Below are 18019 nucleotides of genomic sequence, written 5' to 3'. Positions count from 1 at the left end.
GGATTGCGAGAGTCTACCGATGACGTTCCTGTTACGCACCGGGATGAAGCCAATGTTGCCGACTGTTAACGGGTGGTCAGATCGCCTGCGGCGTCTGGCCTCTGGAGCAATGGTGATCACACTGATCCTGCTGTTGGCTGGCACTCCCGCGTTAGCGCTGAACGATGCACAGCAATTGGTGGTGGAAAGCTGGCGTCTGGTGAACCAGGGATACCTAGACCCTGGCCAGTTCGATCGGATCCGCTGGAAACGCCTCCGCCAAAAGGCTCTTGAGAACACGATTGAAACAAGTGAGCAGGCTTACAGCGCCATCGAAACGATGCTGTCGCCGCTCGACGATCCGTATACGCGGCTCCTTCGGCCTGACGACTACGCCGTGATGAAAGCCAGCAATGAAGGGAGTCTCAGTGGCGTCGGCCTTCAACTAGGACATCGGCAAGACAGCAACGCCATTGTGGTCATTGCTCCGTTGGAGGGTTCTCCTGCTGCTGAGGCTGACGTGATCAGTGGCACAGAAGTGCTGGCGGTTAACGGTGAATCAGTCGAGACGCTTGGCCTGGAGACAACGGCTGCCCGTCTACGGGGATCGGTCGGAACTCAGGTGGTACTCACACTTCTTCCACCGCAGGGAGACCCAGAGGAACTGACCCTGGAGCGCCGCAACATTGATTTGCGTCCTGTGCGAACCCGGCGCCTTCGCAGTGATGCACACACACTCGGATACATCCGCATCACGCAATTCAGTGACAGCGTGCCCGATCAGGTGCGTGAAGCGATTGAGGATCTTACTGATAAAGACGTCGAAGGCCTGGTCCTTGATTTGCGCAATAACTCAGGCGGATTGGTGAGTGCTGGTCTGGCAGTTGCCAATGCCTTCCTGGATCAGCAACCGATCGTGGAGACCCGCAACCGAGACGGGATTGCCGATCCGATTCAGGCAGGGCCCGAGGTTCTCTATTCAGGACCAATGGTGACCCTTGTGAATGGCGGGACGGCAAGCGCCAGTGAAATCCTTGCCGGTGCACTCCAGGACGATGAGCGTTCTCTTCTTCTTGGCAGCAACACCTTTGGGAAAGGACTGATCCAGACACTCACCAATCTCAGTGATGGGAGTGGCCTGGCGGTGACTGTGGCCGGCTACGTAACTCCAAGCGGTCGCGACATCCAGGGGCAAGGCATCACACCGGACAAAATTCTCGATGGGCCTGAGCCACTCAACCCAGGAGGGGAAGGCGATCGCTGGCTACGCGATGCAGAGCGCACGCTGCAGTTGCTGATCGACCAGGAGGCCAGTCAGGTAGCAGAGGAATCACCTGCCCCCACGCTCGATCACATGGACGAGGAACAGAGCTGAATGCCCTCGAGGACTTATCACGATCCTCTGCACCATGGGATCAGCCTGGACAGTGATGAGCCAGCGGAGGCCATGGTGCTTGCCCTGGTTGATTCAGCCCCGTTTCAGAGGCTTCGCCGCATCCGTCAGCTCGGACCAGCTTTCCTCACATTCCACGGCGCAGAATCCAGCCGGTTCACACACTCAATCGGGGTATTCGCCATTGCACGCCGCGCCATGAGCCGGCTGAGCGAACTCGACCCCTCGCTCGAATCCGAAAAGGGCGTGCTTTACGCAGCCGCATTACTACACGATGTCGGCCATGCCCCCCTCAGCCACACAGGCGAGGAGATGTTCGGCACGCACCACGAGCAATGGTCCGCCCGGATCATCCGCGACCATCCTCAGATCAGAACGCCGCTGGAGTGTTTCGCAACAGGAACAGCAGAAGCCGTGGGAGACCTGCTGGAGCATGGTCGCTCTAGCCGCGGTGTGATCAAGGCGCTTGTGAGCAGCCAGTTGGATTGCGACCGACTCGACTATTTGCTGCGCGACAGCTACAGCACCGGTGCCCGCTATGGCCAACTCGATCTTGAACGGATTCTCGCTGCCATCACCCTGGCCCCCGACGGGGAAATGGCGATTCATCCCAAAGGCCTCATGGCCGTTGAGCACTACCTCGTGGTGCGCAACCTGATGTACAGGAGTGTCTACAACCACCGCCTGAACGTGGTCTGCAACTGGTTACTGGAGCAGCTGATCTGTCAGGCCCGACGTCTGGGGCCTGATCGCGTCTGGGCCGACAACACGATGCGGCATTGGTTATGGGATGCCTCAGAACTGGATCTTGATTACTACCTCGCCAATGACGACATCCGCACTGGCTATCACTTGCAGCGCTGGAGAGACGAGGCACCCGAGCCGCTCGCAGAGCTCTGCGACCGTTTTCTCAATCGCCGTCTGTTTAAGGCCCTTGACGTGAGTCAGTTGTCTTCATCCTCCCAATTGGAACTCTTAGCCATGGCGCAAACCAGTGCTGACCGCGCAGGATTGGACCCGGAACTCTGCTGCGGGCTCCGTCACCATCAGATTCATGGCTACCACCCTTATCGCGGCGGTCTGCGGCTCTGGGATGGGTTCAATCTGCAAGCCCTCGAACAGTGCTCACCACTCGTGAACAGCCTGGCGACACCGGCGGCCACAGCCTGGTTGATTCACCCCAGCGAAATTACTGAAGAACTGCGAGAAGCCCTTACCCAGACGCACTAGGCACAGCGGATCGATCTAGCGTTCGCCCATGAACGTCGATTCCATTCCACAGCCGAGTTTGCGTTTGCAGCTTCCACCGTTCCAGACCAATCCCTGGCGACAGTGGCTCCCTGCCCAGCTCGCATCATTGCCAGCTGGCCCCATCGACCTCGATACCTGCGATTGGACGCTGACCTGCAGGGACTTTGCATCGATCCTTGAGGTTTTCGAATCCAGCGGCCACGTACTGCAGCAAGTCACGAGTCATTGCCAGCAGACCCTGATCAGTGCAGCAGCACTGGGATTGAAATCAAGACAATCTCTTGAGAGCGCCGATCAGTGCGACGCACCGGTGAATCAAGACGATGCACCGAATCAAAATTTGAGCATTCATCAGGGGACGCTCCGATCAGGGGATCACCTGGAAGCCCGTGGACATCTGCTGATTGTGGGTGATGTGAATCCCGGCGGATCCGTTTCAGCGGACGGTGATGTGTACATCTGGGGACGACTGCGCGGACGTGCTCATGCCGGTCGGAGCGGCGATCAATCCGCACGGATCGTGGCGCTTCAGCTCAGGCCCCTGCAGCTGCGAATTGCCGATTTCGTCGCCAGGGGGCCGGAGGACACACCCCAAGAAGGATTGGCCGAACAAGCCTGCGTCAGTGATGGGGCCATCATGATCGAAGCAGCCAAAGCTCCGTTTACAGCGTTGCAGCGATCACGAATGCAGAAAGACGAGAAGGGTTAATGCCACTAATGTGACTCGACCAACCGGGACCCCGTGACCAATTCGCGAACGATCCTGATCTGCTCGGGAAAAGGGGGTGTCGGCAAGACCACCCTCACCGCCAATCTGGGCATTGCCCTGGCCAGACAAGGAGCCAGCACTGTTGTTCTGGACGCCGACTTCGGCCTGAGAAACCTTGATCTCCTTCTCGGCCTGGAAAATCGGATCGTCTTCACCGCTCAGGAGGTGCTGGCTGAGACCTGCCGCCTCGATCAAGCGCTGGTGAAGCACAAGCAGGAGCCGAACCTTGCCTTGCTGCCAGCAGGTAACCCACGCATGCTCGAGTGGTTGAAGCCCGAAGACATGCAAACCATTGCGGGCCTGCTCTCTGAACGCTTCGACTACGTTCTGATCGATTGCCCAGCAGGAATCGAGGACGGGTTCAAAAACGCTGTCGCCGCGGCTAAGGAAGCCATCGTGATCACAACTCCCGAAGTGTCAGCCGTGCGAGACGCCGATCGAGTGATTGGCTTGCTCAATACCCATGGCGTTTCTCCAGTGCAGCTCGTGCTCAATCGCGTGAGGCCCAAGATGATGGCCAGTCAGGAGATGCTGGCGGTAGACGACGTCACCGACATCCTGGCTTTGCCTTTGCTGGGCCTAGTCCTGGAAGACGAACAGGTGATTGTCAGCACCAACCGCGGTGAACCATTGACTCTGAATGGAAGCGGTTCACCAGCCGCCAAAGCGTACGGAAACATCGCCCAACGTCTTCAAGGTGAAGACATCCCACTCATGGATCCAGCCCGAGACGGGCGTCGTGGATTCCGCGCCAAGGTGCGCCGTTTGATCCAAACCAAGATTTTCTGACCGTTATGAACTTGCGCGACCTCATCGACAAAATTCTGCGTCGTCAGCCAGCCAGTGCCACAACGGCGCGAGAGCGTCTCCAGTTGGTCCTGGCTCATGACCGCAGTGACCTGAGCCCGGAACAATTGGATCAGATGCGACGGGAGATCTTCGAAGTGGTGGCGAAGTATGTCGACATCGACCTGGAGGAGGGCGATGTGAGTCTTGAAACCGAAGATCGCGTCACGGCCCTGGTGGCAAACCTGCCAATCCGGCGAACACTGGCGACAAGCACACCTGAGTAATCGTGGTCCCCTCTTCATCAAGGTCACGTCTCGATCAAGTCTCTCCGGGGGAATGCTTGCAACAGTCACTCCCAGAGCATGGCCAGTTTCAATCTCACGCCAGCAGAAGTCGCGGTTCTCAACTTGTTGCTCCAGGGCATGAGCAACCGTTCTATCGCTGCAGCTCGCCTGGTCAGCATTCGGACGGTAGAGAGTCACATCAGCCACGCGCTTGACAAATCCGGCTGCCAATCCCGGTTGCAACTCACGCTCTGGTGGATGCAACAGAGACAGTCCTTGGAGGAGATGTGCACCGGTAAAGTTCCCCCATTGCCGGCTTAGCTCAGTGGTAGAGCAGCGCTTTTGTAAAGCGAAGGCCGTCGGTTCAAATCCGTCAGCCGGCTTTTTGATCCCATCCACCCCTGTCTTCAGGAGGGATGATCCGCGTCTTTGCCGCCGGACAGCAGCCACAGCCCAATGCCAGCCAAAACCCAGGGCATGAACTTGAGCTCAAACCACGGCGTCACCGCTTGGATCACAGGCTCCAGCATCCAATGGAAGGCGGCTTGAAGCACAAGCACAAGGCCGATCAGCCAGAGCATGAATGGGATCCGTTGATCTCATTGGCCATCACAGCGCCTTGACGCAGCAAATGCCACCTCCCAGGGGACATCCAAGCGATCACAGTGCTGGCGAGACCAGAAGGCGTTGGCCAGGGGAGAGGCCCTAGAAGAGGTAATGACGGGAAAGCGACGGAGGCTTCCAGTTCGTTCTGACTAGCTGGCACCCCTGATCGATTGGCGCTCGTCGTGGCAAGGGGACCCGAGGCTCGCAACAGTTCGCGGGTCGTTGGGCAGTCAGGAATTCGCAAGCCCAGCGAGTTCATCCCTGGATTGAGCCGGGCGTAACGCCCACCCTCAACCGGCAGAACCAGGGTGAGCGCGCCGGGCCAGTAGCGCTGCGCCAATGGTTCTGCGTCCAAACGCACCTCATCGGTGGTGAGGCTGAGAAGCGCGTCGGCATCAGCCGCCATCAAGATCAACGGTTTGTCCTGCGGACGTTGTTTGAGGGTCCAAACCTGAGCCGCATGGTCAGGTGCGGCAGCGAGAGCCGGCAGCGTGTCGGTGGGCACCAAAGCAGCTCCACCTTGGCGCAGATGGAGCGCCATCTCTTGAACCTGCATCCATGGCAATGCGTCAGTGGTCATGCAGGGGGGGCAACGAAGAGGAAGATCCGGGCGCTCGACAGGCCATGGCGAAGCGCTTCACTCCGCCAAGATCACAGCGGGCCTCCGCAGCAACCAGTCCAGAACACTCCATCAACTGAAGCACCTGTTCACTTTGATCATGGTGATGCTCGAGGAGCAGCCACCCTCCTGGAGCAAGCACTTGGGGAGCAAGCTCCACGATCTCCCGACAGGCATCAAGACCATCTGCGCCGCCGCAGAGCGCCAGTTGAGGCTCATGGTCTCGAACCACAGGCTCAAGCGCATCAACCACGCTGGTGGGAATGTAAGGAGGGTTAGAAACCACAAGGTCGAAATGCCCCCACCAAGGCCGAAGCGGAGTCCACCAATGGCCCAGATGCAACTGGCATCCACCTTCTGGTGCCAATCGCCGGAGATTGATCTGGGCCAGCTCCAGGGCCGCCGGGCTGAGATCAACAGCATGTCCGTGCCATCCCGTCAGCGCACGGGCTAGAGCGATAGCCATCGCACCGCTTCCTGTTCCCAGATCAGCCCAGCGTGCATCCCGACGATGAGGTGCGAAGGCAGGGTCTTGGAGGCGTTCCAGTGCCAAGTCGATGAGGAGCTCCGTCTCCTGTCGTGGAATCAAGGCAGCGGAACTGATCACAAGATCCAGATCACGCCAGGGGCAACGGCCGACGAGGTGCTGCAGAGGAACATGGTCATCCAGATGTTGCCTCCAGAGGTGTTCAAGAGCTTCCATAGAACAAGCCAACGACACCGTTAACTCCGGTCGCAGTCGCAATTTTTGAAGCTCGGCCCAACTCAGCTCGCCCCGCAGATCCAGGAGCCAGTCGAGATCAACAGCACGGCCTCCAAGGGCAAGCTGGCCTCGACGCCAAGCCAGCAGCTCATCACCGGAACAGGCGTGGGAGACCATTGCATCAACCTAGAGCCGTCTCCAGCACAGTCCTGGCTGAGCCAAGACCAAACCATCCAGCTCCAGTCTGAGCAACTCCGCGGCCACAGCCTGTGAATCCAGCTTCAACGCCTGGACCATCTGCTCCAGGGTTGAGCCGGCATCGACAAGTTGGAGCAGTTGCTTTTGAAGACCGCCAATCGACGGAGATCTTTCAGATGTCGTTCCCTGTGCGACCCGCGGAGAGCACAACGCGTCCGCTGGACCAGGACCCAATGCATCAAGCAAATCGTTTGGATCCAACAGCGCATGCGCTCCGGAACGAAGCAGTGCATTGCTGCCGCACGCTGAATCGCGCAGCGCATCTCCAGGCACCACCCAAACAGGCACGCCCAAACGTTGAGCCATGGCCGCGGACAGAAGCGCACCGCTGCTTTTGGGGCACTCCACAACGACAACAGCGCGTGTCAACGCAACGAGCAAACGGTTGCGCAACGCAAAACTGGACCGCTGAACCCTGGTTTCGCGGCGGAGCTCGGTGACCAGCATTCCCGACTGACTCACGGCCTGTTGAAGAGCACGATGCTCGGGCGGATACACACGATGCAAAGGCGTCCCGAGAACCGCGACAGGACGACCACCATTACGCAAGCAACCCCGATGGGCAGCGGCATCAATCCCCTCTGCCAGACCACTGACCACCGGCCAACCGGCACTAGCCAAGGATCCACCAATGCGTTCAGCCATTCGTAGGCCATGGGCCGAGGGACGTCGGGTGCCAACCACAGCGACAGACTGCTGGGAGGCGAGCCAGGGCAGCAAACACGCATCGCCTTCCCATTGAAGAGTCAGCGGCGGCCGCTCTAAATCATTCAACAACGGTGGCCATAGGGAATCACAGGGCAACAACACCTGAGCCGGCACCTCAGATGGCTGGGTGTCACCACACGACGACCGGTAGGTATCAACGCTGGCCAGCACCGATTCAGACCAAGCAAATTCCTGTCGGAAGCGCTCCAACGGCCAACGCCAAAGCTCTTGCCACCCCCCGGGGAGCACCGCCGCAACCGCAGCGAGCTGGCGCATCCGCACTGAACCGATCTGGGGACATGCCGACCACAACCACCACCAAGAACGCAAGAGCAAGACCAAAGCAGTACAAATAAACTACTCCTCATAGGTCTGAGGGCCCAGCCGTAAAGCTGCAAAGGCCTGAGCCACGGACTCAGGGGGACGCCGCAACACCTGCCGGGAATCCACCCGCAGCAACACAAGATCCACCTGAGCCTCTGCGATACAAACCCCATGGCGCAAAAAATGCGTTCTCCACGGCCAGCGGACCCCTTGCTGCGGCTCGGATTGACTCGCCAGAACAACACGGTCACCGAGCCTTAACGCGTCTCGGTAACGAATTTGCAGATTGACCACCGGCATCTCCAATCCCGCTGCCGTCATCTGCGCGTAGGGGAGCCCTGCCGAAGCCAGGGCCTCAACTCTCGCCTCCTCAAGCCATCCCACGTAGGCGCCATGCCACATCACGCCACCGTGGTCGGTGTGCTGAGGAAGCACCTGCTTGGTCAAACACCAGGCGGCCGTAACGCTCTCATTCACCATGTCTGCGAGACGTTGTAATCGGCCATAGGCTGCTGCACGGGCTGAGATTTCGCCGTGTTCAAGAACCTTCTGATCGCCGATTCCGGCAAAGGCCAGGTCGGAGAAATGATCAACATGCTGCGCGACCTACCGGCCTTCAAGGCCGCTCGCATGAACCTCCTTCACGTGGTGACCGAACAAAGCAAGAACGAGTCCGAGGAGCATTGGTCGGAAGCCGGGAACCTGTTGTCCTCATCTGTTCAAAAGCTTGGTCTCAATCCGGAGGAGGTCAACTCAATCATCCGACACGGCGACGCCAAGCAGACTGTTCTGAAGGTTGCCGACGAACTCAACGTCGATCTGATCGTGATGGGCTCAAGGGGCCTCGGGCGCCTGCAATCGATCCTGTCGAACAGCGCAAGCCAGTACGTCTTTCAACTCTCGACACGACCGATGCTTTTGGTGCGTGACGACTTGTACGTGAGGCACATCAATCGCCTCATGGTCACGATTGATGGAACAGGGGTTGGTGACGACGCCTTGAAGCTGGCTTGCGAAATGGTGCGGGACATTCCCGGCGGCCAACTCACCGGAGTGCATGTGGCAAGGCAGGAACCAACGCCTTCACGCGGAGCTTCCACAGGCAGTGACAGCTATCTCGACAAAGCCATTCAACGGGCGCGGACATTCGGGGTGGAACTGAAACCTCTCCACGTCACCGACCCAGACATCGGCAGAGGAGTTTGCCGTGCCGCGGAAGAGATCAATGCCGATCTCGTGGTTTTGGCATCCCAAGACCGACGCCCGCTCGTCGCCAGAGGCCTAGTAGACCTCGACAAACTGCTGGGTGGCTCTGTGAGCGATTACATCAGAGTTCACGCTCCCGCCCCTGTTCTCCTGGTGAGGGAACCGGAGCAGGGCTGACTGACATCCTGCCCTCCAACCTGCCGAGAGTTGAACTCCCGATCGTTCAACAGCCGCAAGGGCTCAACCTTCTCGGCTGTTGGTCTGAATAAAAAGAATGATCAGGAAGACGGTCGGCACCAGAACAAACAGCAGGCTGGCTACGAAGCCGAGATCGTTGGTTTCCATGAACGTGAAAGAACCTGCTGGAACGTATCACCGTCCGGAAAGCTTTGACGTGAACCGATCAGCGCTCGTCACCGGGCGTAGCAGGCGGAGCTGTCTCCTCTGAATCCATCTCGGCTTCGGCAGAGCCCTCCACGTCAGTTTCATCGTCCTCATCAGCCCCGACAGGACGCGGCCACTCAACAGGCCCAGTGGGCAGTGGCGCCTGCAAAGCAGCCGCGACACGCCTCTGCTGATCTGCCATCGAGGTTTGAGGTTTGGTCACCACAACCACCGATTGCTCGACCAAGGCTTGACAAGCCAGACGCCAGCCTTCCGGCCGTCGCTTGAGTTTGACGCCCTCAACGGCTGTTCTCCGACTCAGTGCTTGTTCGGAGGACTCACCTTCAACCTTCACGAAGCAGGTGATGCACTGACCGCAGCCACCACAGTTACCAAGCTGACCTTTCAGCCCATAGAGCTGAATTCCCTCGCGAAGCGCAACCTCACGCAAGTTTTCACCGGGATAGCACTCCACATCTCGACCTTCGCGAACGAAACGGATAACGGGCACGAGACCTCCGAAACAACAGGCGCTGTGACACGCCGAAACGCAACCACTTTGTCCCGAGAGGTTGCGTTTTGTAACCCCCCTGGACTCGGCGTGGAACGTCAGCTCCGATGCCAGGACACGCGCGGGGCCCAGAACTTCGATCCCCGAAAAACGGAGACCCAGACATTGCGGCTCGCGACAGCAGGACGCGTGTGCCGGAGCGAACGGCCTACGATCCCCGGGTCTGGCTGCATTGGCAGCTCCGTTCCCCCGAACCTGACCCATGGGATTGCCCTGGTATCGGGTGCACACGGTCGTTATCAACGACCCCGGCCGATTGTTGGCCGTGCACCTCATGCACACAGCCCTCGTTGCCGGCTGGGCCGGCTCGATGGCTCTTTATGAACTCGCCATCTTCGACCCTTCCGATCCAGTCCTGAACCCCATGTGGCGTCAGGGCATGTTCGTGATGCCCTTCATGGCCCGCCTGGGCGTGACGGACAGCTGGGGTGGCTGGAGCATCACCGGGGCCACCGGTGTTGATCCAGGCTTCTGGAGCTTCGAAGGTGTTGCTGCTGCGCACATCGTTTTCAGTGGTTTGCTGATGCTTGCGGCCATCTGGCACTGGACCTACTGGGATCTCGAGATCTGGCAGGATCCGCGCACCGGAGAGCCTGCCCTGGATCTCCCCAAAATCTTCGGCATCCACCTTCTGCTTGCAGGCCTCGGTTGCTTCGGCTTTGGTGCCTTCCACCTCACTGGTGTGTTTGGCCCGGGTATGTGGATCTCGGATCCTTACGGGATCACAGGTCATCTCGAACCCGTTCAACCTTCCTGGGGACCTGAAGGCTTTAACCCCTTCAATCCGGGCGGGATCGTGGCTCACCACATCGCCGCTGGAATTGTTGGCATTATTGCCGGCATTTTCCACATCACCACGCGACCACCGGAGCGTCTCTACAAGGCTCTCCGCATGGGCAACATCGAAACTGTGCTAGCGAGCGCAATTGCTGCCGTGTTTTTCGCGGCCTTCATCGTTGCCGGCACGATGTGGTACGGCGCGGCTGCAACCCCAATCGAACTCTTCGGCCCGACTCGCTATCAGTGGGACCAGAGCTATTTCAAGACTGAAATCAATCGTCGCGTTCAAACTGCGATGGATCAAGGTGCAACGGCCTCCGAGGCCTATGCATCGATTCCCGAAAAGCTGGCTTTCTATGACTACGTCGGCAACAGTCCTGCCAAAGGCGGTCTCTTCCGTGTTGGTCCCATGGTGAACGGGGATGGCCTTCCCACCGGATGGCTGGGTCACATCTCCTTCACTGATAAAGAAGGTCGCGATCTTCAAGTACGCCGTCTGCCCAACTTCTTCGAGAACTTCCCTGTGATTCTCGAAGACAGCGATGGTGTGGTTCGTGGTGACATCCCTTTCCGTCGTGCTGAAGCGAAGTACTCCTTCGAACAGCAAGGCATTACTGCCACTGTTTACGGCGGTGCCCTGGATGGCCAAACCTTCACAGATCCAGCCGAGGTGAAGCGCCTGGCTCGCAAAGCCCAGCTTGGCGAAGCCTTCGAGTTTGACCGCGAGACTTACAACTCGGACGGTACTTTCCGCAGTTCACCCCGCGGCTGGTTCACCTTCGGTCACGCCACTTTCGCACTGCTCTTCTTCTTCGGTCACATCTGGCACGGTGCTCGCACCCTCTACCGCGACGTGTTCGCAGGTATCGATCCCGATCTCGGCGAACAAGTCGAATTTGGTCTCTTCCAGAAACTGGGAGACCGCTCGACGCGTCGTCTGCCCGAAGGCTTCGTGCCCCCGGCAGGTTCCCCTCTCAGCTAATCGCCCTACAGGAGATAATCGATGGAAAGCTTCGCTTACATCCTCATCCTCACCCTTGCGATTGCCACTCTGTTTTTCGCGATCGCCTTCCGCGATCCCCCGAAGATCGGCAAGTAATCCTTCTGGCCCCGCCTTCCGGCGGGGCTTTTTTTTATGTCAAAAGGCATGATTTCAAACGCAAGCGGTCATGGGTGGACGCAACACGTACAATTCATTCAGTAACGCGAATTTGCGGGCATGCAGTGCCCTTCCTGCCAAAACACCGATAGCCGGGTGCTCGAATCAAGAGCCGCCGATGGTGGACGAAGTGTGCGACGCAGGAGGGAATGTCTCAATTGCGAATTTCGCTTCACCACCTACGAACGGGTTGAAACAGTGCCCATCACGGTGATCAAACGCAACGGCCACCGCGAAACATTCAGTCGCAGCAAACTTCTGCACGGCCTGAGTCGGGCCTGCGAAAAAACCGGGATTGCACCTGAACGCTTAGAAACCATCGTTGAAGAGCTTGAACTCAGCCTCCAACAGCGCAGTGGTCGTGAAGTGTCCAGCAGCGATATCGGCGAACTGGTGCTGGATCAACTCAAAATGATCAGCGAGGTCGCCTACATCCGCTTCGCATCGGTTTATCGCCAGTTCAGCGGAGTCAGTGATTTCGTGGCGACTCTGGAGGGAATCAGTGCATCGAAGACGGAGCTGACAGCCGCAATCTGAGTTTGGCCACCACCCTGTAAAATGCGAGATTGCTCGATTCAGGTCGGCGGGCCTGGATTGGTTTCTTTCGCTCTGTCTCTCGGACAGACCGCCATCGTTCCATGACTGTCACGCCCACAGATCCCTCTAAGGACTCTGCCGTGGACTCCGCTGAAGCCGTCGCATCCGCGTCTGACGCAGTGGTTGAAGGCGCAGCTCAGGCTGACTTCGGCACGGATGAAGACCTCAGTATTCCTGATGACATCCCGACTGCTGACGACCCCAGCAGCAGAGCTGCCAGCCGGGACATGGATAGCGCTGGTTTCACGCTCGACGAGTTCGCAGCACTGCTCAGTAAGTACGACTACAACTTCAAGCCTGGCGACATCGTCAACGGCACAGTCTTCGCGCTCGAGTCGAAAGGCGCAATGATCGATATCGGGGCCAAAACAGCAGCCTTCATGCCTCTTCAAGAGGTCTCGATCAATCGTGTTGAAGGCCTGAGCGATGTGCTCCAGCCCGGAGAAATCCGGGAGTTCTTCATCATGAGTGAAGAGAACGAAGACGGTCAACTCTCGCTCTCCATTCGTCGGATCGAATATCAACGCGCCTGGGAACGCGTGCGTCAGCTTCAAAAAGAAGACGCCACGATCTACTCCGAAGTGTTTGCCACCAACCGAGGTGGTGCTCTGGTTCGGGTAGAGGGTCTGCGTGGATTCATCCCCGGATCACACATCAGCACCCGCAAACCCAAGGAAGAACTCGTTGCTGACTTCCTCCCACTGAAGTTCCTAGAGGTGGATGAGGAGCGCAACCGCCTTGTGCTCAGTCACCGCCGTGCGCTTGTCGAGCGGAAGATGAATCGCCTGGAAGTGGGTGAGGTTGTTGTTGGTACCGTCCGCGGCATCAAGCCTTACGGCGCCTTCATCGACATCGGCGGAGTCAGCGGTCTGCTGCACATCTCTGAGATCAGTCACGAGCACATTGAGACACCCCACTCGGTGCTCAATGTGAATGATCAGATGAAGGTGATGATCATTGACCTCGATGCTGAGCGTGGTCGGATCTCCCTCTCCACCAAAGCACTGGAACCGGAGCCCGGTGACATGCTCACTGATCCCCAGAAGGTGTTCGACAAAGCCGAGGAGATGGCCGCCCGCTACAAGCAGATGCTGCTTGAGCAGGCTGAAGAGGGCGAAGAGCCCCTTGGCTCCATGATGATCTGAGGTGTCTGAGCCTGTGGCTCATCTCCAACTCAGAGGCCGTTCACTCGGCCCAGTGCAAGGGGTGCTGTTCGATAAGGACGGCACCCTTTCCCATAGCGAGCCTCGCCTGATTGCTCTTGCAGACGCTCGGATCACTGAAGCCCTGGAACGCTTCCAGGCGATGGGTGCGTCCCAGAGCGAGCGCAGCGAACTGCACGACCTGCTGGCCAGAACCTATGGCCGCTGTCAGTCCGGAGTCACCCCCGAAGGAACTCTGGCTGTGGCCTCTCGGCAGCACAACCTGCTCAGCACCGCGACCGTTTTCTGTCAGATGCAGCTGGGCTGGCCACGCGCCCTTGTGTTGGCCGATGAGATTTTCGATGCGGTGGACCACCGCCACCAAACCACGAGCTCCGCAGTGGACTCCCCTGCGCTCCTCCCAGGTGCTGCAGAGGTCCTGAGAGAACTCCACGCAGCAGGCGTGGTGTGCGCCTTAATCAGCAATGACACCAAAGCCGGGATTCAAGGCTTCATCGATGCGCATCAACTCGATGACTGCATTGCCGATGTGTGGAGTGCCGACCACCTCCCCACCAAACCTCACGTTGGAGCCGTGCACGGACTGTGCGCCAAGCTGAATCTGAGGGCATCGGATTGCGCCCTGATTGGCGATGCCGATACGGATCTGCTCATGGCAAGACAAGCCGGAATCGGCATCACCCTGGGTTACGTGGCTGGCTGGCACCAGTCTCCTGAGCTCACGGCACATGAGCAGCTGATTCACCACTGGAGTGAACTCACCATCAAGGGGCGGTCCAACAAGTCCTGAGACACCGACGCCTTACAGTCCCGGGCGATTACCGAAGGTCATGAGTCGATACGTCTTCACCTCCGAGTCTGTGACGGAGGGGCATCCCGACAAGATCTGCGATCAAGTCAGTGATGCCGTGCTCGATGCCCTTCTGGCCCAGGATCCCTCCAGCCGCGTTGCCTGCGAAACGGTGGTGAATACCGGCTTGTGCATGATCACCGGTGAGGTGACCTCCAAAGCCCAGGTCGACTTCATCCACCTGGTCCGCAACGTGATCCAAGACATCGGCTACAGCGGAGCCCGGGCGGGTGGATTTGATGCCAACAGCTGTGCTGTTTTGGTTGCTCTCGATCAGCAGTCCCCAGACATCGCGCAGGGGGTGAACGAGGCCGATGACCATGCCGGTGATCCTCTTGATCTCGTTGGTGCTGGTGATCAGGGAATCATGTTCGGCTATGCGTGCAATGAAACACCTGAGCTGATGCCCCTGCCCATCAGCCTGGCCCACCGCTTGTCGCGGCGCCTCGCGGAAGTGCGCCACAACGGCACCCTCGACTACCTGCTGCCTGATGGCAAAACCCAGGTGAGCGTTGTTTATGAAAACAACAAGCCCGTGGCGATCGACACCATCCTGATCTCAACGCAACACACTGAAGAAGTCGCAGGCATCAGCGACGAGCAAGGGATCCGCGAGCGCATCACCGAAGACCTCTGGACCCATGTCGTGGAACCGGCCACAGCGGATCTCGCCCTAAAACCAAACCGGGAAGCGACCAAATATCTGGTGAATCCCACCGGCAAATTCGTGGTGGGCGGACCGCAAGGAGACGCCGGACTCACCGGCCGCAAGATCATTGTCGACACCTATGGCGGTTATGCCCGCCACGGTGGTGGTGCTTTCTCCGGAAAGGATCCCACCAAAGTAGACCGCTCTGCAGCTTATGCAGCGCGTTATGTCGCCAAGTGCCTGGTGGCGGCGGGACTGGCTGAACGCGCGGAAGTGCAGCTCAGCTACGCCATTGGTGTGGCAAAGCCCGTGTCGATTCTGGTGGAATCCTTCGGGACCAGTGCGCTGGCCAACGATGCACTGACTGAATTGGTGCAGCAACACTTTGATCTGCGCCCTGGAGCCATCATCGAATCCTTCGATCTCCGGCACCTGCCCCAGAAACGTGGTGGGCGTTTTTACCAAAACACCGCGGCCTACGGGCACTTTGGCCGCAACGATTTGAAGGCACCCTGGGAAGACGTGGATGCCAAAGCAGTGGAACTGCGCAACGCCTGACATCAGCATGGGCGGCCCTCTGGTGCTCGGCATTGATCTGGGCACCAGTGGCGTGCGTGTCGCCGTTTTGAATGCACAACGGGAACTGCTGTTCAGCAAAGCGGTCGGTTACCGCAGAGGCCTGGAATATCCCGAAGACTGGGTTGCCGGATGCAGCCAACTGATCCAAGCCATTCCCAACGCTGACCGAATGCGGTTGGAGGCGATGGCCGTCGATGGCACATCGGGCACGCTTGTGGCCTGTAGCCATGACGGCCAACCCCTCGGCAACGCCTTGCCCTACCACTTGGCGTGCCCTGAACACCTCTCCACGCTTACCGCATTGGTTCCAACAGGAGGGCCTGCGGCCAGCGCGAGCGGCAGCTTGGCGCGTGCGTTGCGCTTGATTCAGCAGTATTCGCAACCGCTGCTGCTACGCCACCAGGCCGACTGGATCAGCGGCTGGTTCATGCAGAACTGGCGCTACGGAGAAGAAGGCAACAACCTTCGCCTCGGCTGGTGCTTGAGCGAGAACCAGTGGCCAGAAGCCTTCCAACATCAGTCCTGGAAGGGGGCCCTGCCGGACATCCGTCCCAGCGGAACAATGCTGGGCACCATCGCGCCTGAGCTGGCCAGACAGCTGGGCTTGCCTGAGCAGCTTCAGGTGATCGCGGGGACCACTGATGCCAATGCAGCGGTGTTGACGGCAGATGCCGCTGACGACGAAGGCATCACCGTTTTAGGGAGCACGCTGGTTCTCAAACGCTTCACGGATTGCCCCCTCGACAGTGGAGCTGGCACCTCCACCCATCGTGTCGGTGGCCGTTGGCTGGCGGGAGGTGCATCGAACAGCGGCGGTGCTGTCTTGCGTCAGTGCTTTCCAGGCATCGATCTGGCAGAGCTCAGCCGTCAGATTGATCCTGATCAAGACAGTGGATGGGACTTGCGTCCCCTGATCGGTCGAGGGGAGCGCTTTCCTGTAGACGCGCCCGAAATGGAAGCGGTGCTGACGCCTCGTCCGGTCAGTGATTCCCTCTACCTTCACGCCCTGCTCGAAGGACTGAGCCGGATTGAATGCCAGGGGTGGGCCAAACTGACCCAATTGGGGGCCCCAGCACCGAAACGCCTGGTCACCCTCGGCGGCGGAGCCCGCAATCCGCAATGGCGACGGATCAGGGAGCGCTTTCTGCAGATGCCGATCCGCAGTTGTACGTCTCCCCCAGCCGCTGGCGTTGCACGGCTGGCGTTGCATGCTCTGCAACAGAGGAGTGAAGAATCCATGGTTTCCGAGGGAGAATCGCATGCGCCTTCATGAGCCCTTGCCGAACCGACTTCGCGACGCACTCTCCATCGGGCTGTTCATCGTGCTGGCTGGATACGTGGGATTCAGCGGTTTCCGCCTGGCCCTTCTGCTCTGGCAGCGTTTCAGCTGACCTGTTCCTCTCCACCCCAATTTTTTCCCATGGCCGCCGATCCCCTCACTCCCGCAGTTAGCGAACGCATCTGCCGTCACATGAACGACGACCACAGTGATGCCGTGCTGCGTTATGCCCGTCACTACGGCGGTTTCACGGATGCCACAGCCGCCAAAATGACGGAAGTGACTGCTGAGGCCATGATCTTGAACGTGAATGATCAGCCGGTCAGCATCCGCTTCGATCACACTCTCACTGACAGCGAAGACGCCCATCGCACAATGGTCGCCATGCTTCGTGCCATGCCTGCCGCGACGGAAAGCGGGGAATCCTGACGGCAACCCCTGTTGCCATGACGTGCTGATCTCCCTTCAACGCTGCTTGAGCGACTTGCTCATTCAGCCCGTTTGCTGGCATTGCCAGACGCCCGAGCTGTCCGCCCCTGATCGGGAAGGCCTCTGCCAGACATGCCGGCACAGGCTCAGACTGAAAGAATCTGGGCTGCGGGGGTCAGAGCCACTGTCCTGGCATGCTGCCGGCTGGTATGAGGCTGAGCTCAGACAGATAATTCTGCGCTTGCGCATCACACCAGATCCTGCTGTTTTGCACGGTTTATGCAAGGGGCTGCGTCATGCGCTGTGCACACGCGCGCTCTTGATTCCCATCCCTGGGTGGAAAGCGGAAGCCCGTGCCAATCCTCTTCCACGGTTGCTGTGCCGCAGCCTCCAGAGACCGAGCATCCCCGTGCTCAAACGATGTCGCCCCACCGTGGGCCAACACCACCTCAACCGCAGGCAGCGATTGCTGAATCAACAGGGCAGCTTTCGAGTGCTGGAGGACCGCCTCCCAGCGATAGGGCAGGGGGAAACTCTCATCTCGAACGCTGCGCAGGTGTGGCTCGTGGATGACATCGTCACGAGCGGGGCGACTGTGATGGCCGCCCGTGATGCCCTGCAAACATCAGGGATCGTCATCCATGGAGTGATCTGTCTGGCGCGAACACGCCTCGCCGTCACGCCGTGATT

At 59.0% G+C, this 18019-nt stretch carries 24 protein-coding genes and 1 tRNA gene; 18 read left to right on the top strand and 7 right to left on the bottom strand.

Annotated elements, in window-relative coordinates; all coding sequences use genetic code 11:
• The first annotated feature begins 52 nt into the window (after nucleotides 1–52).
• From ctpZ to SynA1560_RS02740, 7 genes are all read left to right on the top strand, one after another.
• Nucleotides 53–1354 carry a carboxyl-terminal processing protease CtpZ gene (gene ctpZ, locus SynA1560_RS02770; protein WP_186501559.1) on the top strand — a complete coding sequence of 434 codons (1302 nt, stop codon included), beginning with the start codon at nucleotides 53–55 and terminating at the stop codon, nucleotides 1352–1354.
• Nucleotides 1355–2602, top strand: coding sequence for an HD domain-containing protein (locus SynA1560_RS02765; protein WP_186501107.1), 1248 nt, complete (start codon nucleotides 1355–1357; stop codon nucleotides 2600–2602).
• 28 nt (nucleotides 2603–2630) lie between these two features.
• Nucleotides 2631–3332 (top strand): septum site-determining protein MinC, encoded by a 702-nt coding sequence (gene minC / locus SynA1560_RS02760; RefSeq protein ID WP_186501106.1) that lies wholly within the window; start codon nucleotides 2631–2633, stop codon nucleotides 3330–3332.
• A gap of 33 nt (nucleotides 3333–3365) precedes the next feature.
• Entirely contained in the window at nucleotides 3366–4181 is an 816-nt protein-coding gene (gene minD, locus SynA1560_RS02755; protein ID WP_186470163.1) for a septum site-determining protein MinD, read from the top strand.
• A 5-nt stretch (nucleotides 4182–4186) separates the two neighbouring features.
• Entirely contained in the window at nucleotides 4187–4465 is a 279-nt protein-coding gene (gene minE, locus SynA1560_RS02750; protein ID WP_186470162.1) for a cell division topological specificity factor MinE, read from the top strand.
• Between the two features lie 78 nt (nucleotides 4466–4543).
• Nucleotides 4544–4786, top strand: coding sequence for a response regulator transcription factor (locus tag SynA1560_RS02745; protein ID WP_186501105.1), 243 nt, complete (start codon nucleotides 4544–4546; stop codon nucleotides 4784–4786).
• Nucleotides 4777–4848: transfer RNA gene (locus tag SynA1560_RS02740), tRNA-Thr, on the top strand. The genes SynA1560_RS02745 and SynA1560_RS02740 overlap by 10 nt, the downstream gene beginning before the upstream one ends.
• Before the next feature lie 24 nt (nucleotides 4849–4872).
• Here the strand turns inward: SynA1560_RS02740 and SynA1560_RS02735 are convergent.
• The 5 genes from SynA1560_RS02735 to SynA1560_RS02715 form a co-directional block, all read right to left on the bottom strand.
• Nucleotides 4873–5046, bottom strand: coding sequence for a hypothetical protein (locus SynA1560_RS02735; RefSeq protein ID WP_186470160.1), 174 nt, complete (start codon nucleotides 5044–5046; stop codon nucleotides 4873–4875).
• Entirely contained in the window at nucleotides 5034–5651 is a 618-nt protein-coding gene (locus SynA1560_RS02730; RefSeq protein ID WP_186501104.1) for an L-threonylcarbamoyladenylate synthase, read from the bottom strand. Before SynA1560_RS02730 ends, SynA1560_RS02735 begins: the two co-directional genes overlap by 13 nt.
• Nucleotides 5641–6570, bottom strand: coding sequence for a peptide chain release factor N(5)-glutamine methyltransferase (gene prmC / locus SynA1560_RS02725; RefSeq protein WP_186501103.1), 930 nt, complete (start codon nucleotides 6568–6570; stop codon nucleotides 5641–5643). The genes SynA1560_RS02730 and prmC overlap by 11 nt, the downstream gene beginning before the upstream one ends.
• A gap of 9 nt (nucleotides 6571–6579) precedes the next feature.
• Nucleotides 6580–7635: a DNA-processing protein DprA gene (locus SynA1560_RS02720; RefSeq protein ID WP_186501102.1), complete on the bottom strand. Its 1056-nt coding sequence runs from the start codon at nucleotides 7633–7635 to the stop codon at nucleotides 6580–6582.
• A gap of 81 nt (nucleotides 7636–7716) precedes the next feature.
• Nucleotides 7717–8163 (bottom strand): thioesterase family protein, encoded by a 447-nt coding sequence (locus SynA1560_RS02715; RefSeq protein WP_186501101.1) that lies wholly within the window; start codon nucleotides 8161–8163, stop codon nucleotides 7717–7719.
• A 54-nt stretch (nucleotides 8164–8217) separates the two neighbouring features.
• Here SynA1560_RS02715 and SynA1560_RS02710 point away from each other — a divergent pair, with 54 nt between their 5' ends.
• Entirely contained in the window at nucleotides 8218–9066 is an 849-nt protein-coding gene (locus tag SynA1560_RS02710) for a universal stress protein (RefSeq protein ID WP_186501100.1), read from the top strand.
• A 63-nt stretch (nucleotides 9067–9129) separates the two neighbouring features.
• Here the strand turns inward: SynA1560_RS02710 and psbM are convergent, their stop codons facing one another.
• Both psbM and SynA1560_RS02700 read right to left on the bottom strand, forming a co-directional pair.
• On the bottom strand, nucleotides 9130–9234 hold the full coding sequence (psbM, locus tag SynA1560_RS02705; protein WP_006042119.1) for a photosystem II reaction center protein PsbM: 105 nt from the start codon (nucleotides 9232–9234) through the stop codon (nucleotides 9130–9132).
• Nucleotides 9235–9292: 58 nt separating this feature from the next.
• A complete protein-coding gene (locus SynA1560_RS02700) occupies nucleotides 9293–9784 on the bottom strand; it encodes a 2Fe-2S iron-sulfur cluster-binding protein (RefSeq protein ID WP_186470154.1) in 492 nt (163 codons plus the stop codon).
• A gap of 262 nt (nucleotides 9785–10046) precedes the next feature.
• On the opposite strand from SynA1560_RS02700, the gene psbB reads away from it, so the two are divergent.
• The 10 genes from psbB (at nucleotide 10047) to SynA1560_RS02655 (ending at nucleotide 18017) form a co-directional block, all read left to right on the top strand.
• The gene (gene psbB, locus SynA1560_RS02695) at nucleotides 10047–11606 is read left to right on the top strand and encodes a photosystem II chlorophyll-binding protein CP47 (protein WP_186470153.1); all 1560 of its coding nucleotides are present in this window, start codon (nucleotides 10047–10049) and stop codon (nucleotides 11604–11606) included.
• 21 nt (nucleotides 11607–11627) lie between these two features.
• On the top strand, nucleotides 11628–11723 hold the full coding sequence (locus SynA1560_RS02690) for a photosystem II reaction center protein T (RefSeq protein ID WP_006042122.1): 96 nt from the start codon (nucleotides 11628–11630) through the stop codon (nucleotides 11721–11723).
• A 120-nt stretch (nucleotides 11724–11843) separates the two neighbouring features.
• Nucleotides 11844–12320: a transcriptional regulator NrdR gene (gene nrdR / locus SynA1560_RS02685; RefSeq protein ID WP_186470152.1), complete on the top strand. Its 477-nt coding sequence runs from the start codon at nucleotides 11844–11846 to the stop codon at nucleotides 12318–12320.
• A gap of 101 nt (nucleotides 12321–12421) precedes the next feature.
• On the top strand, nucleotides 12422–13525 hold the full coding sequence (locus SynA1560_RS02680) for a 30S ribosomal protein S1 (protein ID WP_186470151.1): 1104 nt from the start codon (nucleotides 12422–12424) through the stop codon (nucleotides 13523–13525).
• A 13-nt stretch (nucleotides 13526–13538) separates the two neighbouring features.
• Nucleotides 13539–14333, top strand: coding sequence for an HAD family hydrolase (locus tag SynA1560_RS02675; protein WP_186501099.1), 795 nt, complete (start codon nucleotides 13539–13541; stop codon nucleotides 14331–14333).
• Nucleotides 14334–14373: 40 nt separating this feature from the next.
• Nucleotides 14374–15600 carry a methionine adenosyltransferase gene (metK, locus tag SynA1560_RS02670; protein WP_186501098.1) on the top strand — a complete coding sequence of 409 codons (1227 nt, stop codon included), beginning with the start codon at nucleotides 14374–14376 and terminating at the stop codon, nucleotides 15598–15600.
• A 7-nt stretch (nucleotides 15601–15607) separates the two neighbouring features.
• Complete coding sequence (locus tag SynA1560_RS02665) at nucleotides 15608–16894, top strand: FGGY-family carbohydrate kinase (protein WP_186501097.1); 1287 nt, start codon at nucleotides 15608–15610, stop codon at nucleotides 16892–16894.
• Nucleotides 16881–17012, top strand: coding sequence for a hypothetical protein (locus SynA1560_RS13730; protein ID WP_255477157.1), 132 nt, complete (start codon nucleotides 16881–16883; stop codon nucleotides 17010–17012). The genes SynA1560_RS02665 and SynA1560_RS13730 overlap by 14 nt, the downstream gene beginning before the upstream one ends.
• A 29-nt stretch (nucleotides 17013–17041) precedes the next feature.
• Entirely contained in the window at nucleotides 17042–17329 is a 288-nt protein-coding gene (locus SynA1560_RS02660) for a DUF2470 domain-containing protein (protein WP_186470148.1), read from the top strand.
• 241 nt (nucleotides 17330–17570) lie between these two features.
• On the top strand, nucleotides 17571–18017 hold the full coding sequence (locus SynA1560_RS02655) for a ComF family protein (RefSeq protein WP_255477034.1): 447 nt from the start codon (nucleotides 17571–17573) through the stop codon (nucleotides 18015–18017).
• The last annotated feature ends 2 nt before the right edge of the window (nucleotides 18018–18019 follow it).

This window comes from Synechococcus sp. A15-60 (assembly GCF_014280095.1).
GTDB lineage: Bacteria > Cyanobacteriota > Cyanobacteriia > PCC-6307 > Cyanobiaceae > Synechococcus_C.
The sequence above is the reverse complement of the archived record's forward strand: the minus strand, read 5'-3'. Positions and strand labels throughout refer to the sequence as shown.

Coding starts and splice junctions, on each gene's coding strand:
- ctpZ (WP_186501559.1), top strand. CDS start 53: ATGTTGCCGACTGTTAACGGGTGGTCAGATCGCCTGCGGCGTCTGGCC.
- SynA1560_RS02765 (WP_186501107.1), top strand. CDS start 1,355: ATGCCCTCGAGGACTTATCACGATCCTCTGCACCATGGGATCAGCCTG.
- minC (WP_186501106.1), top strand. CDS start 2,631: ATGAACGTCGATTCCATTCCACAGCCGAGTTTGCGTTTGCAGCTTCCA.
- minE (WP_186470162.1), top strand. CDS start 4,187: ATGAACTTGCGCGACCTCATCGACAAAATTCTGCGTCGTCAGCCAGCC.
- SynA1560_RS02745 (WP_186501105.1), top strand. CDS start 4,544: ATGGCCAGTTTCAATCTCACGCCAGCAGAAGTCGCGGTTCTCAACTTG.
- SynA1560_RS02735 (WP_186470160.1), bottom strand. CDS start 5,046: ATGCTCTGGCTGATCGGCCTTGTGCTTGTGCTTCAAGCCGCCTTCCAT.
- SynA1560_RS02730 (WP_186501104.1), bottom strand. CDS start 5,651: ATGACCACTGACGCATTGCCATGGATGCAGGTTCAAGAGATGGCGCTC.
- prmC (WP_186501103.1), bottom strand. CDS start 6,570: ATGGTCTCCCACGCCTGTTCCGGTGATGAGCTGCTGGCTTGGCGTCGA.
- SynA1560_RS02720 (WP_186501102.1), bottom strand. CDS start 7,635: ATGCGCCAGCTCGCTGCGGTTGCGGCGGTGCTCCCCGGGGGGTGGCAA.
- SynA1560_RS02715 (WP_186501101.1), bottom strand. CDS start 8,163: ATGGTGAATGAGAGCGTTACGGCCGCCTGGTGTTTGACCAAGCAGGTG.
- psbM (WP_006042119.1), bottom strand. CDS start 9,234: ATGGAAACCAACGATCTCGGCTTCGTAGCCAGCCTGCTGTTTGTTCTG.
- psbB (WP_186470153.1), top strand. CDS start 10,047: ATGGGATTGCCCTGGTATCGGGTGCACACGGTCGTTATCAACGACCCC.
- SynA1560_RS02690 (WP_006042122.1), top strand. CDS start 11,628: ATGGAAAGCTTCGCTTACATCCTCATCCTCACCCTTGCGATTGCCACT.
- nrdR (WP_186470152.1), top strand. CDS start 11,844: ATGCAGTGCCCTTCCTGCCAAAACACCGATAGCCGGGTGCTCGAATCA.
- SynA1560_RS02680 (WP_186470151.1), top strand. CDS start 12,422: ATGACTGTCACGCCCACAGATCCCTCTAAGGACTCTGCCGTGGACTCC.
- metK (WP_186501098.1), top strand. CDS start 14,374: ATGAGTCGATACGTCTTCACCTCCGAGTCTGTGACGGAGGGGCATCCC.
- SynA1560_RS02665 (WP_186501097.1), top strand. CDS start 15,608: ATGGGCGGCCCTCTGGTGCTCGGCATTGATCTGGGCACCAGTGGCGTG.
- SynA1560_RS13730 (WP_255477157.1), top strand. CDS start 16,881: ATGCGCCTTCATGAGCCCTTGCCGAACCGACTTCGCGACGCACTCTCC.
- SynA1560_RS02660 (WP_186470148.1), top strand. CDS start 17,042: ATGGCCGCCGATCCCCTCACTCCCGCAGTTAGCGAACGCATCTGCCGT.